We start from the raw sequence: 13,730 nt of genomic DNA on the forward strand, positions 1-13,730 counted from the left end.
CTAACGTTTTTTCTTTTTACGCCCCGGTTGTGCAAAGCGTTTACGCGTATTATTTTCCGTCTCTTTGGCTTTTGTTTTCGGAATATGGATCCCTAACGCTTTCGCATTACTACTTATCTGTTTCTTAGGTTTATTTTGCTTCTGTTTAGGGGCTTCAGAGCTTGATGCTTCAATAGCATCAAATAGCTTTATCAGCTCATCATCCGTTAAGTCACGCCATTCCCCGACAGGTAATCCCGCCAAACTAACATTCATAATACGGATACGTTCAAGCTTGGTAACTTCATAACCAAAATATTCACACATACGACGAATTTGACGGTTTAGACCTTGTACTAAGGTGATACGAAATACCATTGCGGCTTCTTTTTTCACCTTACATTTCTTGGTTTTTTGTCCCAGAATAGGAACACCCGCCCCCATACCGCGAATAAATTCATCAGTAATGGGTTTATCAACCGTGACCAAATACTCTTTTTCATGGGAGTTACCCGCCCGTAAGATTTTATTGACCAGATCACCATGGTTAGTCAAAAAAATCAGTCCCTGAGAATCTTTATCTAAACGACCAATTGGGAAAACACGGGTGCTATGGTTAACATAATCAACAATATTATCTTTCTCACCTTCATCTGTGGTACTGACGATACCTACAGGTTTATTCAGTGCGATCAACACCAGCTCAGAATTATCTTGCGCTTCAATTAATCGTCCATTCACTTTCACTTCATCGCCAGCCGTTACGCGATCGCCAATGCCTGCGCGCTTACCATTGATAAGAACCAGACCTTGCTCGATATAACGGTCGGCTTCACGACGTGAACAGATACCGCTTTCACTGATATATTTATTAAGACGAGTAGATAAATTGGTGTCCATGCTTCCCTCCGTAAACTGCGGAATATACCTCAATTAAGTGACGATAGAAACACTATTAGGTAGACACTAAAGCAGAGATTTCTCACTCCCCATTTCCATGATAAGAAAAAGGTAGAAAAAAAGAGAGATAAAAACAATAAATAACTTAATTTTCAATTAAATAGAGATTTATTATTTAGCACTGTTTATTTTGTGAGGGTAACACAATGTAAGTGCCGCTAAAAACCGCCCCCGTTCCTTCATCACCACAAATATCAACATCTAACTTAATACGTGCTTTGCTTCCTTTCGCTAATCGTCCTAAATCACCACTTAAATTTTCCATATCAGCAACGGCTGACGGCCGACCTGCGACTGGTTTTCGATAACGAATATGCGCATCCACCAGCACAATATCGCCTTGCAGTTTATGCTCTTGCATTAACAACCAAATCAGCCCCCAACCGGTCAGTGTTGCTAAAGAAAACTGGCTACCAGCAAAAATAGTATGGTGTGGGTTTTGATTACCGGATTCAGGGATCGTGGTATAAAAACGGGTGCCCGTATATTGCGTAATACGTAACCCCATTTTTTCACTTAGGGGAATATGCTGATGCCACTGTTTTTGCAACTCCGCGCACCAATCAGGACGATGGAGAATATCATCTAATGATTCAATACTTTTTTTCATAAAGTAATGTTTGATCGGGGTAGTTTGAGGGCCTGTGACTAAACCACAATTCTCATAACCTAATTTTTCAAAGAAACGAACAGACTCTTCTCTGGCGCTACAAACAATACGCTTTACCCCTTCTTGGCGAGCTAAAGACTCTAACGCCATGGCAACTAAAGAGCCTAATCCTTTACCTTGAGCATCCTCACGTACCGCCATAAAGCGGATTGCACCTTCATTATCGGCATTTATATAGAGACGACCAATAGCAACGGGTTGCCCACTGTCATCAACCACCATCTGGTGATGCGCTAAGGTATCATAACCATCTTTTTCGGAGCCTTCGGGCTGATGTAACGGTTTACGAAGCATTTCCCAACGAAAAGTATAATAAGCTGCTAATTCTGTTTGCGTCTTAGGGGTTCGTAAATGATACATAGTAAGCTCCTATTATAATTCAACTAGACCTGCAACCAGAATGTCACTGGGCCATCATTAGTCAGGGTGACCTGCATATCGGCGGCAAATTGCCCTGTTTGGGTTTCTAAACCTTGTTGCTTACACTGCTCAACAAAATAGTGATATAAATTTTCAGCCATTTCAGGAGGCGCTCCGTTAGAAAAACCCGGTCTCATCCCTTTTTGGGTTTCAGCAGCGAGTGTAAATTGCGATACGACTAATAGGCTACCACCTGCTTGTTGTACATTCAGATTCATTTTGTCATTTTCATCACCGAAAATACGATAACCACACACTTTTTCACACAATCTTTTTGCTTTCTGTTGGTTATCGTCTTTTTCTACTCCTAATAGCACGAGTAAGCCGTGATTAATGGCGCCAACAGTCACACCGGCAATATCGACTTTCGCTTGTGTCACTCTTTGGATTAACGCAATCATACTGTATTCCTGATTAACACCGAATATGTGTTTATAAAAAAGGATAACAAATTCAATTAATTGTTATCCTATTATAACGTTATTCTGTTACTGGGAGAGTAAAATCATGATCTTTAAAGTATTCAACAACCGTATTTTTATCTACGACATGAACGCCTTGAATACCTAACGCAATGGCTGCATCGACATTGGTTTGTAAATCGTCAAAGAAGACAGCATCTTGTGCTTCAACGCCTTCGGACTGTAGCACATATTTATACACTTCAGGATCTGGCTTTCTCATACCGATATCTTGGGATAAATAGAGAAAGTCCGCTGAAGCGGCGATTTCAGGATAGTGCTGAGGCCAATAATCTTGATGTAATCGATTAGTATTTGACAATACCACCACACGATGACCTTGCTCTCTTAGCTTATTCATTATATCTATGACTTCTGGGCGAACAGCGATAAAAATAGCCTGCCATCCTTCCGCAAACTGTTCAAAACTCAGTCCAATACCAAGCTCAGCACAGACAGCTTCTGCAAATTCTATATCCGTAATATTGCCTCGTTCGTGTAATTTAAAGGTTTCCCCAGTCGTAAAATTATCTTTTATACTGGCTAATGGAACCCCACTGAGTTTACTCCACACGGCAAAAACACGATTGAAATCAATATCGATAATCACATTACCCATATCAAAGATATAAAGCATAAATTCTCTCCATAATAGAAAACTCGTTTTACTTTAATCATAAATTGCTTGAGTGAATAGGCTTAAACGATAAAAAATACCATATTCACACCTAATTTTTTGAAAAATATCGAATAGAACTAGTTACAAAGGGAAATAGGTTAAAAAAGAAAAATAGAAAAGATAGGGTTAGTAAAAATACGGTAAAGAATGCGGTAACAATAAGAGTATCTGAAATTATTAATAGATAAATAGTCCATATAAACTCAGGGCGCTTAACGCGCCCTAAGAATTATATTATCAGAATAACAAATTAGTCTTTGCTACGATAAGCACGACGACGATCGTTTTCTGAAAGATGACGTTTACGTAAACGAATAGATTGTGGAGTCACTTCCACTAATTCATCATCATCAATAAACTCTAATGCTTGTTCTAATGTTTGCTTGATATGTGGCGTCAGCGTTGTCGCTTCATCCGTACCAGAAGCACGCATATTTGTCAGTTTTTTACCTGTTAAGCAGTTTACTGTTAAGTCATTAGAGCGAGTATGAATACCAATAACTTGGCCTTCATAAACTTCTGCACCATGAGTAACAAATAACTTACCACGATCTTGTAAGCTATATAGCGCGTAAGCAACGGCTTTACCCTGACCATTAGAGATCATCACACCATTATTACGACGACCGATTTCACCTGGGCGCACATCGTCATAATGACTGAATGTTGCGTACAGTAAACCAGTACCTGATGTCATCGTCATAAACTCAGTACGGAAGCCAATTAAACCACGGCTAGGGATAATGTAGTCTAAACGTACACGTCCTTTACCATCTGGTTGCATGTCGCGCATTTCACCTTTACGCTCACCCATCGCTTGCATCACATCACCTTGGTGCTGCTCTTCAATATCGATAGTGACTTGTTCGAAAGGCTCTTGTTTACGACCATCAATCTCGCGGAAGATAACTTTCGGACGAGATACAGCTAATTCGTAACCTTCACGGCGCATATTTTCAATCAGTACTGATAGGTGTAATTCACCACGACCTGATACACGGAATGCATCTGGATCTTCAGTCTCTTCAACACGCAGTGCTACGTTATGAACTAACTCTTTTTTCAGACGATCTAAAATCTGACGAGAAGTAACAAACTTACCTTCACGACCACAGAATGGTGATGTATTAACACAGAAATACATGCTAACAGTAGGCTCATCAACGGCTAATGCAGGTAATGCTTCCACAGCACCTACTTCGCAAATCGTATCAGAAATATTTAATTCACCTAAACCTGTAATCGCAATGATGTCGCCAGCTTCTGCAACGTCAACATCGATACGCTCTAAGCCTAAATGGCCTAATACTTTACCTACTTTACCGTTGCGGGTATTACCTTCGCTATCGATGATAGTCACTTGTTGATTAGGTTTTACTTTACCGCGCTTAATACGGCCAATACCAATAACACCCAGATAGTTATTATAATCTAACTGAGAAATCTGCATCTGGAAGGTCCCCTCCAGATCGACTTTTGGCGGCTCTACATATTTGACGATAGCTTCATATAATGGAGTCATATCATCAGCCATGTCATTATAATCTGTTCCCGCAATACCATTTAATGCTGATGCATAGATAATTGGGAAATCCAGTTGTTCGTCAGTCGCACCTAAGTTAACAAACAGATCAAAGACCTGATCAACAACCCAGTCAGGGCGTGCACCTGGACGGTCAACTTTGTTGATAACAACGATAGGTTTTAAGTTGTTAGCAAACGCTTTTTGTGTCACAAAGCGAGTTTGTGGCATTGGGCCATCCATCGCGTCAACCAGCAATAGAACGCTGTCTACCATAGACATAACGCGTTCTACCTCACCACCGAAGTCGGCGTGTCCTGGGGTATCTACGATATTAATACGATAGTCATTCCATTTAATCGCTGTATTTTTCGCAAGAATAGTAATTCCGCGCTCTCTTTCGAGATCATTAGAGTCCATCACGCGCTCAGCAACGGTTTCACGTTCACCGAACGTGCCAGATTGCTGTAGTAATTTATCGACAATAGTAGTTTTACCATGGTCAACGTGGGCGATGATGGCGATATTACGCAAGTTTTCGATCACAAAATTTGCCTCAGGCATTGTAGAAATAAGCGTGTTATTGTACACGCTTTAGACGAGAGACTAAACAAGATCACAATAATGATTGCTTAACAATATGCAATTAATTGAATTGTGATCCTTTTCACGCCTCAGAAATAAGTCGTCTTGCACCGATTGCACCAAAATTGTGCAATCATTCAGACTTAATTTGCACCAAATTTGTGCAATAATTAAAAAATCACGGGGGATATTCTACACTAAACTTCATCAATACAGTATATATCCCTTTTTAGATAAGTTGGCATGCTTTTCGCAATAGAATTTAGGTGAGCAAAAAATTCACCGAAAAATGTGTAAGGCCACTGCACTTAATAAAACCATTCGCCAGGAGAGTTACTATGTCCCTTGAACATGTGTTATCCATGATTGAAGAACATAAAGTTAGATATATTGACTTACGTTTCACTGATACCCGCGGTAAAGAACAACATATTACTATTCCGGCGCATCAAGTTAACGATGATTTCTTTGAAGAAGGAAAAATGTTCGACGGCTCCTCTATTGGTGGTTGGAAAGGCATTAATGAATCAGATATGGTGCTAATGCCTGATGCTACAACAGCGATGCTTGACCCATTTTTCCAAGATCCAACATTAATTATTCGTTGTGATGTTTTAGAGCCAGGCACTATGCAAGGTTACGATCGTGACCCGCGCTCTATCTCAAAACGTGCAGAAGACTACTTAAAATCAAGTGGTATCGCTGACACCGTCCTATTTGGCCCTGAACCTGAATTCTTCCTTTTTGATGATATTCGTTTTAAAAATGATATCTCTGGTGCTTCTTATGCCATCAATGATATTGAAGCAGCATGGAATACCAATACACAATATGAAGAAGGTAACAAAGGTCATCGCCCAATGGTAAAAGGAGGTTACTTCCCTCTCCCTCCGGTTGATTCCTCACAAGATATTCGCTCGACCATGTGTAATATCATGGAAGAGATGGGCTTAGTGGTTGAAGCACACCACCACGAAGTCGCAACTGCAGGTCAAAATGAAGTGGCAACCCGCTTTAATACCATGACCAAAAAAGCAGATGAAACTCAAATTTATAAATACGTAGTACAAAACGTCGCTAACGTATTTGGTAAAACCGCGACCTTTATGCCAAAACCTTTAGTGGGTGATAATGGCTCAGGTATGCACTGCCACATGTCACTGTCTAAAAATGGTGTCAATTTATTTGCTGGTGATAAATATGGCGGATTATCTGAAATGGCGCTGTATTACATCGGTGGTATTATCAAACATGCTCGTGCATTAAACGCATTTACTAACCCAACCACTAACTCATATAAACGCTTAGTGCCGGGATTTGAAGCCCCTGTTATGCTGGCTTATTCTGCCCGTAACCGCTCAGCATCCATTCGTATTCCGGTAGTCGCTAGCATGAAAGCACGCCGTATCGAAGTGCGTTTCCCAGATCCTTTAGCTAACCCTTACCTTGCATTTGCAGCTCAATTAATGGCGGGTCTTGATGGTATTATCAATAAAATTCACCCAGGTGATGCCATGGATAAAAACCTCTATGACTTACCCCCAGAAGAAGCTAAAGAGATCCCAACAGTGGCAGGTTCATTAGAAGAGGCGCTCAATGCCCTTGATAATGACCGTGAATTCTTAACCCGTGGCGGTGTATTCACTGATGATGCTTTAGACGCTTATCTTGAGCTATTACGTACTGATGTGCAGCGTGTTCGTATGGCACCACATCCACTTGAATTTGAAATGTATTACAGTGCGTAACGCACAATAGTTAAAGTACTTACTTTGCTTATGATTTTTTTGTTGCCGTGAAGCTATTTTGCCCATCTTCGGATGGGCTCTTTTCTCTCTAATGAGGCATCTGTTAATAAATTACGCATCTGTTCATTTATGAAAAAAAAGGTAAGATGCACTAAAATGGTGCAATGGGAGTATTCAATATGGAAACGGCGGATTTACCTGATAACACACTTATTTTGGATTCATTAATCCACTCAGTATTGGTTATCAACCAAGAGTTTATTATTTGCTATGCAAACCATGCTGCATTGCAATTACTGGCTCAAAGTCGTCGCAAATTATTTGAAACCCCTTTTAGCGCACTGTTTAGTTATTCCTCTTTTGATGAACAGTTAATGCGTGAAACATTAGCAAATGGGCAAAGCTTCACTGATAACGAAGTGATTTTGGTTATTAATAACCAATCACACACTATGTCGCTCAGTGCCCAGCCTATTTCCGAGCAACACATTTTGTTGGAGCTGGCGCCTATGGATAGTCAACGCCGGTTAAGCCAAGAGCAGATACAACAAGCACAACAAATGGCGGCTAGGGAATTGGTTAGGGGACTGGCACATGAAATTAAAAATCCACTCGGTGGATTACGAGGGGCGGCTCAATTATTAGCAAAATCATTACCTGATCCTGCGCTGACTGAGTATACCCAAGTCATTATTGAACAAGCCGATCGCCTAAGAGCGCTTGTAGATAGGTTACTCGGTCCACAACATCCCGGCACCAAAACCTTTCAGAGTATTCATCATGTTGTAGAGCGTGTTGCACAACTTATCACATTAGAATGCCCTGAAAATGTCACCTTACTCAAAGATTATGATCCTAGTCTACCTGAGCTTTCACACTATCCGGATCAGATTGAGCAGGTATTGTTAAATATCACCCGCAATGCATTACAGGCAGTGGAGAAAACTGGGGGAACTATTATTTTGCGAACCCGAACAGCGTTCCAAGTCACACTGCAGGGTGAACGTCATCGACTGGTGGCTCGCATTGATGTGATTGATACTGGTGCCGGTATTCCTCCTCATCTACAAGACACGCTTTTTTACCCGATGGTCAGTGGCAGAGAAGGCGGAAATGGCCTTGGTTTATCCATTGCACGTAGCTTAGTCGACCAACACGCCGGTAAAATTGAGTTTACCAGTTGGCCGGGAAATACCGAGTTTTCTATTTACTTGCCAATAAAATAGGAGATAACCAATGCAAAAAGGAAATATATGGGTTGTCGATGATGATAGCTCTATTCGCTGGGTGCTTGAGCGAGCCATTACACGAGAAGGCCTTACATGTAAAACCTTCGAACACGCTAATGACGTCCTCAGTGCACTCAATAGTGAACTTCCCGATGTATTATTATCAGATATTCGTATGCCTGATATTGATGGCTTATCTCTATTAAAAAGCGTTAAAGAGCAACACCCTACGTTGCCGGTTATTATCATGACAGCGCATTCTGATCTTGATGCCGCGGTAAATGCTTATCAGCAAGGGGCATTTGATTATCTCCCCAAGCCTTTTGATATTGATGATACACTTGCACTCATTCATCGTGCTATTACGCACTATCGAGAGCAAAAACAACCTAATACAACAGAAACTAACCTTCAATCTGTCTCTGACATGATTGGCGAAGCCCCTGCGATGCAAGAGGTTTATCGCATTATTGGTCGCCTTTCTCGCTCATCAATTAGTGTGCTTATCAATGGCGAGTCGGGTACTGGTAAAGAATTAGTTGCACATGCTCTTCATCGCCATAGTCCGAGAGCACAAGCCCCTTTTATTGCACTCAATATGGCGGCTATTCCCAAAGACTTAATTGAATCAGAACTTTTTGGTCATGAAAAAGGGGCATTTACTGGTGCATCTCAAGTACGCCAAGGCCGTTTTGAACAAGCAAATGGCGGTTCCCTCTTTCTTGATGAAATTGGCGATATGCCACTGGATATTCAAACCCGCTTATTACGCGTCTTGGCTGAAGGACAATTTTATCGTGTTGGCGGTTATGCCCCTGTGAAAGTCGATGTGCGTATTATTGCCGCGACTCATCAAGACTTAGAAAAACGCGTAATGGAAGGTGATTTTCGTGAAGATCTCTACCATCGACTCAATGTAATACGTATTCAATTGCCCCCACTGCGTGATAGAACAGAAGACATTCCAAGCTTAGCGCGTTATTTTCTCCAAAAAACCGCTCGAGAGCTTGGTGTTGAAACCAAAGTGCTCCACCAGCAAAGTTTACATTGCATGATGGAATACCACTGGTCAGGTAACGTCAGACAATTAGAAAACGTATGTCGTTGGTTAACGGTTATGACCGCTAGCCAAGAGATTATGCCGCAAGATTTACCTCAAGAGATCCGCCAATCAGATGAGAAGAGCAAATCGATACCTCGAGTCTCCTCTCAACATTGGTCACAACATCTTTCATTATGGGCGGATGAGGTATTCAGTGAAGGCAAAGAAAATATTCTTCATGATGCTCTACCACAATTTGAGCGCACCTTACTACTCAGTGCGCTTTCCTATACAAAAGGCCATAAACAAGATGCTGCACGTTTATTAGGATGGGGAAGAAATACGCTGACACGTAAATTAAAAGAGTTAGGTATAGAGGAGTTTTAAGTCACTCCCCTCCCTTTTATTTTTGCCCACTAAATCACTCGAGAGAATTGGCGTTGGCGCATTTGATTACGTAAATAAGTATCAAAACACATACAAATATTACGGATCAATAAACGTCCTCTTGGAGTGACCTGAATTTTTTCTGCGCTGATCTCCACCAATCCATCTTCTGCCATTGGTGCAAGCAATGCTAAGTCTTCTTTAAAATAATCTTGGAAATCAAGCTGATATAGATGTTCAATCTCAGTAAAGTTAAGATGGAAATTACAAATCAAGGTTTTAATAACATCGCGACGAATACAATCATCATGGGTTAGAGAGAGTCCACGCCACAACGCATGCCCTTCGCTATTTACGCGAGCATAATACTCTTTTAGCACTTTTTCATTCTGCGCATAGTGATCACCCAGCATACTGATAGCTGAAACGCCCATTCCCAATAAGTCACACTCTTCATGAGTGGTATATCCTTGGAAATTACGATGTAGAATACCTTGGCGTTGTGCAACCGCTAATTCATCATCAGGCTTAGCAAAGTGATCCATACCAATAAACTGATAACCATTTGTGGTGAGTGTGGTGATAGTCTCTTGCAAGATCTCTAACTTTTCTTCTGCAAGTGGTAAATCTTCATCTTTAATTTTACGTTGTGCGGCAAATAAATTAGGTAAATGTGCATAATTGAACACACTTAAGCGATCAGGGGACAATTCAATCACTTTTTTTAACGTAAAAGCAAAACTTTCTTTAGTCTGTTTAGGTAGCCCATAGATCAAATCAATACTGGTAGAATGAAAGCCCACTTCACGCGCTCTTGCTACTAATGAAAAGATAAATGCTTCATCTTGTTCACGATTAACTTTTTGTTGTACCTCTTTATTAAAATCTTGCACCCCCATACTTAGGCGGTTAAATCCCTCATTGTGTAAATGATCAATAACATCTAACTCAATCTCACGGGGATCAATTTCAATAGAGAGCTCAGCATTTTCCACAAAATGAAAATGTTGTCTTAATAAAGCGACTAAGCGACTAATTTGCTGTTTATCAAGAAAAGTGGGAGTACCGCCCCCCCAATGCATTTGGGTCACTTTTCTATTTTTAAAATAGCGAGCGCGATTAATAATTTCTTTTTCTAAAACATCAAGATATTCATCAGCTTTATGTTTATGGCGCGTGATAATTTTATTACAGCCGCAGAAATAACATAACTTATGGCAGAAAGGAATGTGAATATACAGTGATAGAGGTCGTTCGGGATAACGCTTTGTTGCTTGTTCGAAATCCGCATCACTATATTGCTGATTAAATTCCAATGCCGTTGGGTATGATGTGTAGCGCGGACCTGAATAGTTATACTTATGGATCAGGTCAAGATCCCAAATAATTGTTTGTTCTGACATGCTTCTACCTTCCAAAAGTGAACCGCCGATGTGCCATACCAGCCAACAGACATTATGACCACCAGAAATAATAGTGTAACCAATAAATGCTTAACTGAACACGAGAGAAAAAAAGATCCTGTTTTTGACCTTTTCACTCTATCTGTAAATAATCACTCAAGTAAAAAATATGATATAGATCACATTAAACGGAAATAGTATTACTGTTAAAATTTATTTATGAATAAATTAAGTTTATTCAATATGTTAGTAGCGCATTTTAATGACACATCTTTTTTCGATTATTTTTATAACACATTAAAAAAAATATATTACTCAAAATACACTTTAAAATAAATAAATATATCGTTTTATTAATTTTATTATATTTTTATTCTCTCATAATTCGATAGTTATAATTATAATGATAATTAGCCCTTTACCTAATTTATAATATTACATACTCTATATTTAAACATTGATTAATATCCAATTAAGTCGTGTTTTGATTTAAATTTGAGGCTCAGTAAAAGAATAAAGGTCGCTATATTACAAGGAAAGATAGCACTCCCCATTACCTTTTCGCATTCATTCTGATATTTCTCTTATTTAATCGTCTCTTTATATATTCCGAATTAAGGATTACGCGCCACGGAAGGAAATGGACAATCAACCAAGGATGGTTAGTTCTCTGCGATATATCATTTCCCCCTTAATGTTTCACTCTCAAATCAGTAGTCGCACGCTGTTTATATAAAATGCAGATAAAATCGCCCAATATAAATAAGAATAATTATTATTTATAATAGATAAATAAAAACGCGGCTTATATTTACAATATAAACCGCGTCTTTTAAAAGAGTAATCACTATAACAAACCGTTATTGTCCCTCTTTTTCATAGTGGGGAGAGCGAGGACCATATAAGATCCCATTGGCATGTCCAGCAGAAAGTAAACGCACACTTGCTACTCCTGCAATTTCATGACTTTTATCTGCAATAGTATCAACAATTTGAGTCACTACTGCAGAAACTAACATGCCCACCAAACCATTCGATGCTGTATCCCCTTCTGCACTCGATGCACTGGCATGTCCACTCCACAGTAAGGCTCCATTACGTAAATCAACCAATTTAGCACTGGCACTGACACGCGTCTCACTGGCGATCACTTGATAAGAAGTACCATATTGGGTGACATCCAAATAGAGCACAGAATCCGCACCAAAAATCTCACGTAACTTACTAGGACTTACCGCTTGGATATCGCTTCCCGTTGACAAACCATTTTGTTTAAAGGTCTCTTCAACAACGGCGACAGGAAAAACATAATAACCAGCTTCCGCCAAAGGATAAGTCACTTGAGATAAAAAACTATGGGCAGCTTCTACTTCTGGAGTCTGATTTTTAGGTAACAGCACTAAAATGCTTTTTGGTTTACTTGCTTTAAAGGCGGTATAGTCTGTTTTGACTGGCTCTGCACATCCTGATAACACAAAAGCAAATGCCACAAAAACTAACGTTAAAATGCGATTCATTTTTGTGCTCCCTTATTTTTCATCAGAAAATCCATAAACTTTGCTGATTCAGGATAAAGAGTTTTCTCCTGATCAAACTCACTCATGGCTAAGTCTAATGCGCCAGTGGTCACATATAACATGCCCAAATGTGCATGTAACCCCGGTGGAACGCCTAATGATTTTGCTCGGGCAACCTCGATGCTTTTTTTCAATGCATCGATTTGCGCATGAGGATCACTTTCACTTTGTTGATAATATTGATATACCACCGTTTGATAACTATCCCAGTTATAGAGAGGCTTTGGCGCTTGGCACCCAACCAATAACAACGAGGCAAATAGCAACCCCAGCAATGATTTTGACATTTTTATATCCTTATAAAATTGGGGTTACTGCTCAGGCTGCCAAGCATGGCTTTCAATCCCTGCAACTAAATTATTCACCGCTTCACGAATGGCTAAATCAAGCACTTTACCATTAAGTGTTGAGTCATAACTTGCTGTGCCACCAAAACCAACAATCTCACGATTAGAAAGCTCATATTCCCCCGCACCTTGCGTAGAGAACACCACTTCAGAGGTATTCACATTCACAACATTTAAGTTCACTTTGGCATAAGCAACTTGGGTTTTTCCACGTCCTAAGATACCAAATAGTTGGCGATCACCGACTTCTTTGCGACCAAACTCTGTCACATCACCAGTAATAACGTAAGTTGCGCCTTTTAATTGCTGACTTTGGCCTTTAATCTTCGCTTCTTGTGTTAACTCCGTTAAGTTAGCGCGATCTAAAACATTAAAACGGCCTGTTTGTTGTAAATGTGTAATTAAAATCGTTTTAGATTGATTACCCAATCTATCCACACCATCAGAAAAAATACCATTCATGTAATTAGAACGGTTATCAAACTTACCAATAGAAATGGCACTCTTAGGTCCTGAGTAAGTCGTATTATAGGTAGCCACTTTAGCAACCTCTAAAGAGCGAGAAGATTCTGAGGCACAACCTGCTAGTAATGAAGCAGAAAGTAAAACTACCCCTAATGATAATTTATTAAATGTCATTTTCATCATCCAATATTGGTGAAATAAACCTATCGTCATTGATTTTTTGTTGTGCAAATCCTATGACGAACAATAAAATAAG

The 13,730-nt window shown here is 39.9% G+C and carries 12 protein-coding genes; 3 read left to right on the top strand and 9 right to left on the bottom strand.

The window, feature by feature from the left end:
- The 5 genes from rluF to typA form a co-directional block, all read right to left on the bottom strand.
- A complete protein-coding gene (gene rluF, locus AACV01_RS16930; protein ID WP_004246812.1) occupies positions 1 to 879 on the bottom strand; it encodes a 23S rRNA pseudouridine(2604) synthase RluF in 879 nt (292 codons plus the stop codon).
- A 175-nt stretch (positions 880 to 1,054) separates the two neighbouring features.
- Positions 1,055 to 1,969, bottom strand: a complete 915-nt coding sequence (gene fabY / locus AACV01_RS16935) for a fatty acid biosynthesis protein FabY (protein WP_161682204.1) — start codon at positions 1,967 to 1,969, stop codon at positions 1,055 to 1,057.
- Between the two features lie 23 nt (positions 1,970 to 1,992).
- Complete coding sequence (gene dtd, locus AACV01_RS16940) at positions 1,993 to 2,430, bottom strand: D-aminoacyl-tRNA deacylase (RefSeq protein ID WP_161682206.1); 438 nt, start codon at positions 2,428 to 2,430, stop codon at positions 1,993 to 1,995.
- A 79-nt stretch (positions 2,431 to 2,509) separates the two neighbouring features.
- Positions 2,510 to 3,127, bottom strand: a complete 618-nt coding sequence (gene yihX, locus AACV01_RS16945) for a glucose-1-phosphatase (protein WP_004246809.1) — start codon at positions 3,125 to 3,127, stop codon at positions 2,510 to 2,512.
- Positions 3,128 to 3,419: 292 nt separating this feature from the next.
- The gene (gene typA, locus AACV01_RS16950; protein WP_004246802.1) at positions 3,420 to 5,255 is read right to left on the bottom strand and encodes a ribosome-dependent GTPase TypA; all 1,836 of its coding nucleotides are present in this window, start codon (positions 5,253 to 5,255) and stop codon (positions 3,420 to 3,422) included.
- Positions 5,256 to 5,614: 359 nt separating this feature from the next.
- On the opposite strand from typA, the gene glnA reads away from it, so the two are divergent.
- From glnA to glnG, 3 genes are all read left to right on the top strand, one after another.
- Positions 5,615 to 7,024 carry a glutamate--ammonia ligase gene (gene glnA, locus AACV01_RS16955; protein ID WP_004246801.1) on the top strand — a complete coding sequence of 470 codons (1,410 nt, stop codon included), beginning with the start codon at positions 5,615 to 5,617 and terminating at the stop codon, positions 7,022 to 7,024.
- A gap of 179 nt (positions 7,025 to 7,203) precedes the next feature.
- A complete protein-coding gene (glnL, locus tag AACV01_RS16960) occupies positions 7,204 to 8,250 on the top strand; it encodes a nitrogen regulation protein NR(II) (protein WP_004249083.1) in 1,047 nt (348 codons plus the stop codon).
- Between the two features lie 10 nt (positions 8,251 to 8,260).
- On the top strand, positions 8,261 to 9,682 hold the full coding sequence (glnG, locus tag AACV01_RS16965) for a nitrogen regulation protein NR(I) (RefSeq protein ID WP_046334844.1): 1,422 nt from the start codon (positions 8,261 to 8,263) through the stop codon (positions 9,680 to 9,682).
- 29 nt (positions 9,683 to 9,711) lie between these two features.
- Here glnG and hemN read toward each other — a convergent pair whose 3' ends face one another.
- The 4 genes from hemN to AACV01_RS16985 form a co-directional block, all read right to left on the bottom strand.
- Positions 9,712 to 11,085 (bottom strand): oxygen-independent coproporphyrinogen III oxidase, encoded by a 1,374-nt coding sequence (gene hemN, locus AACV01_RS16970; RefSeq protein ID WP_020946400.1) that lies wholly within the window; start codon positions 11,083 to 11,085, stop codon positions 9,712 to 9,714.
- 860 nt (positions 11,086 to 11,945) lie between these two features.
- A complete protein-coding gene (locus tag AACV01_RS16975; RefSeq protein WP_004246797.1) occupies positions 11,946 to 12,602 on the bottom strand; it encodes a DUF799 domain-containing protein in 657 nt (218 codons plus the stop codon).
- Positions 12,599 to 12,949 carry a DUF4810 domain-containing protein gene (locus AACV01_RS16980; protein ID WP_004246796.1) on the bottom strand — a complete coding sequence of 117 codons (351 nt, stop codon included), beginning with the start codon at positions 12,947 to 12,949 and terminating at the stop codon, positions 12,599 to 12,601. Before AACV01_RS16980 ends, AACV01_RS16975 begins: the two co-directional genes overlap by 4 nt.
- A 24-nt stretch (positions 12,950 to 12,973) precedes the next feature.
- Positions 12,974 to 13,654, bottom strand: coding sequence for a CsgG/HfaB family protein (locus AACV01_RS16985; protein WP_371747164.1), 681 nt, complete (start codon positions 13,652 to 13,654; stop codon positions 12,974 to 12,976).
- Positions 13,655 to 13,730: the final 76 nt, after the last annotated feature.

Source organism: Proteus sp. G2609 (genome assembly GCF_963896135.1).
In the GTDB taxonomy this organism is placed as follows: domain Bacteria; phylum Pseudomonadota; class Gammaproteobacteria; order Enterobacterales; family Enterobacteriaceae; genus Proteus; species Proteus mirabilis.

Excerpts from the sequence above, each read along its gene's own strand:
- rluF (WP_004246812.1), bottom strand. The coding sequence starts at position 879 with ATGGACACCAATTTATCTACTCGTCTTAATAAATATATCAGTGAAAGC.
- fabY (WP_161682204.1), bottom strand. The coding sequence starts at position 1,969 with ATGTATCATTTACGAACCCCTAAGACGCAAACAGAATTAGCAGCTTAT.
- dtd (WP_161682206.1), bottom strand. The coding sequence starts at position 2,430 with ATGATTGCGTTAATCCAAAGAGTGACACAAGCGAAAGTCGATATTGCC.
- yihX (WP_004246809.1), bottom strand. The coding sequence starts at position 3,127 with ATGCTTTATATCTTTGATATGGGTAATGTGATTATCGATATTGATTTC.
- typA (WP_004246802.1), bottom strand. The coding sequence starts at position 5,255 with ATGCCTGAGGCAAATTTTGTGATCGAAAACTTGCGTAATATCGCCATC.
- glnA (WP_004246801.1), top strand. The coding sequence starts at position 5,615 with ATGTCCCTTGAACATGTGTTATCCATGATTGAAGAACATAAAGTTAGA.
- glnL (WP_004249083.1), top strand. The coding sequence starts at position 7,204 with ATGGAAACGGCGGATTTACCTGATAACACACTTATTTTGGATTCATTA.
- glnG (WP_046334844.1), top strand. The coding sequence starts at position 8,261 with ATGCAAAAAGGAAATATATGGGTTGTCGATGATGATAGCTCTATTCGC.
- hemN (WP_020946400.1), bottom strand. The coding sequence starts at position 11,085 with ATGTCAGAACAAACAATTATTTGGGATCTTGACCTGATCCATAAGTAT.
- AACV01_RS16975 (WP_004246797.1), bottom strand. The coding sequence starts at position 12,602 with ATGAATCGCATTTTAACGTTAGTTTTTGTGGCATTTGCTTTTGTGTTA.
- AACV01_RS16980 (WP_004246796.1), bottom strand. The coding sequence starts at position 12,949 with ATGTCAAAATCATTGCTGGGGTTGCTATTTGCCTCGTTGTTATTGGTT.
- AACV01_RS16985 (WP_371747164.1), bottom strand. The coding sequence starts at position 13,654 with ATGAAAATGACATTTAATAAATTATCATTAGGGGTAGTTTTACTTTCT.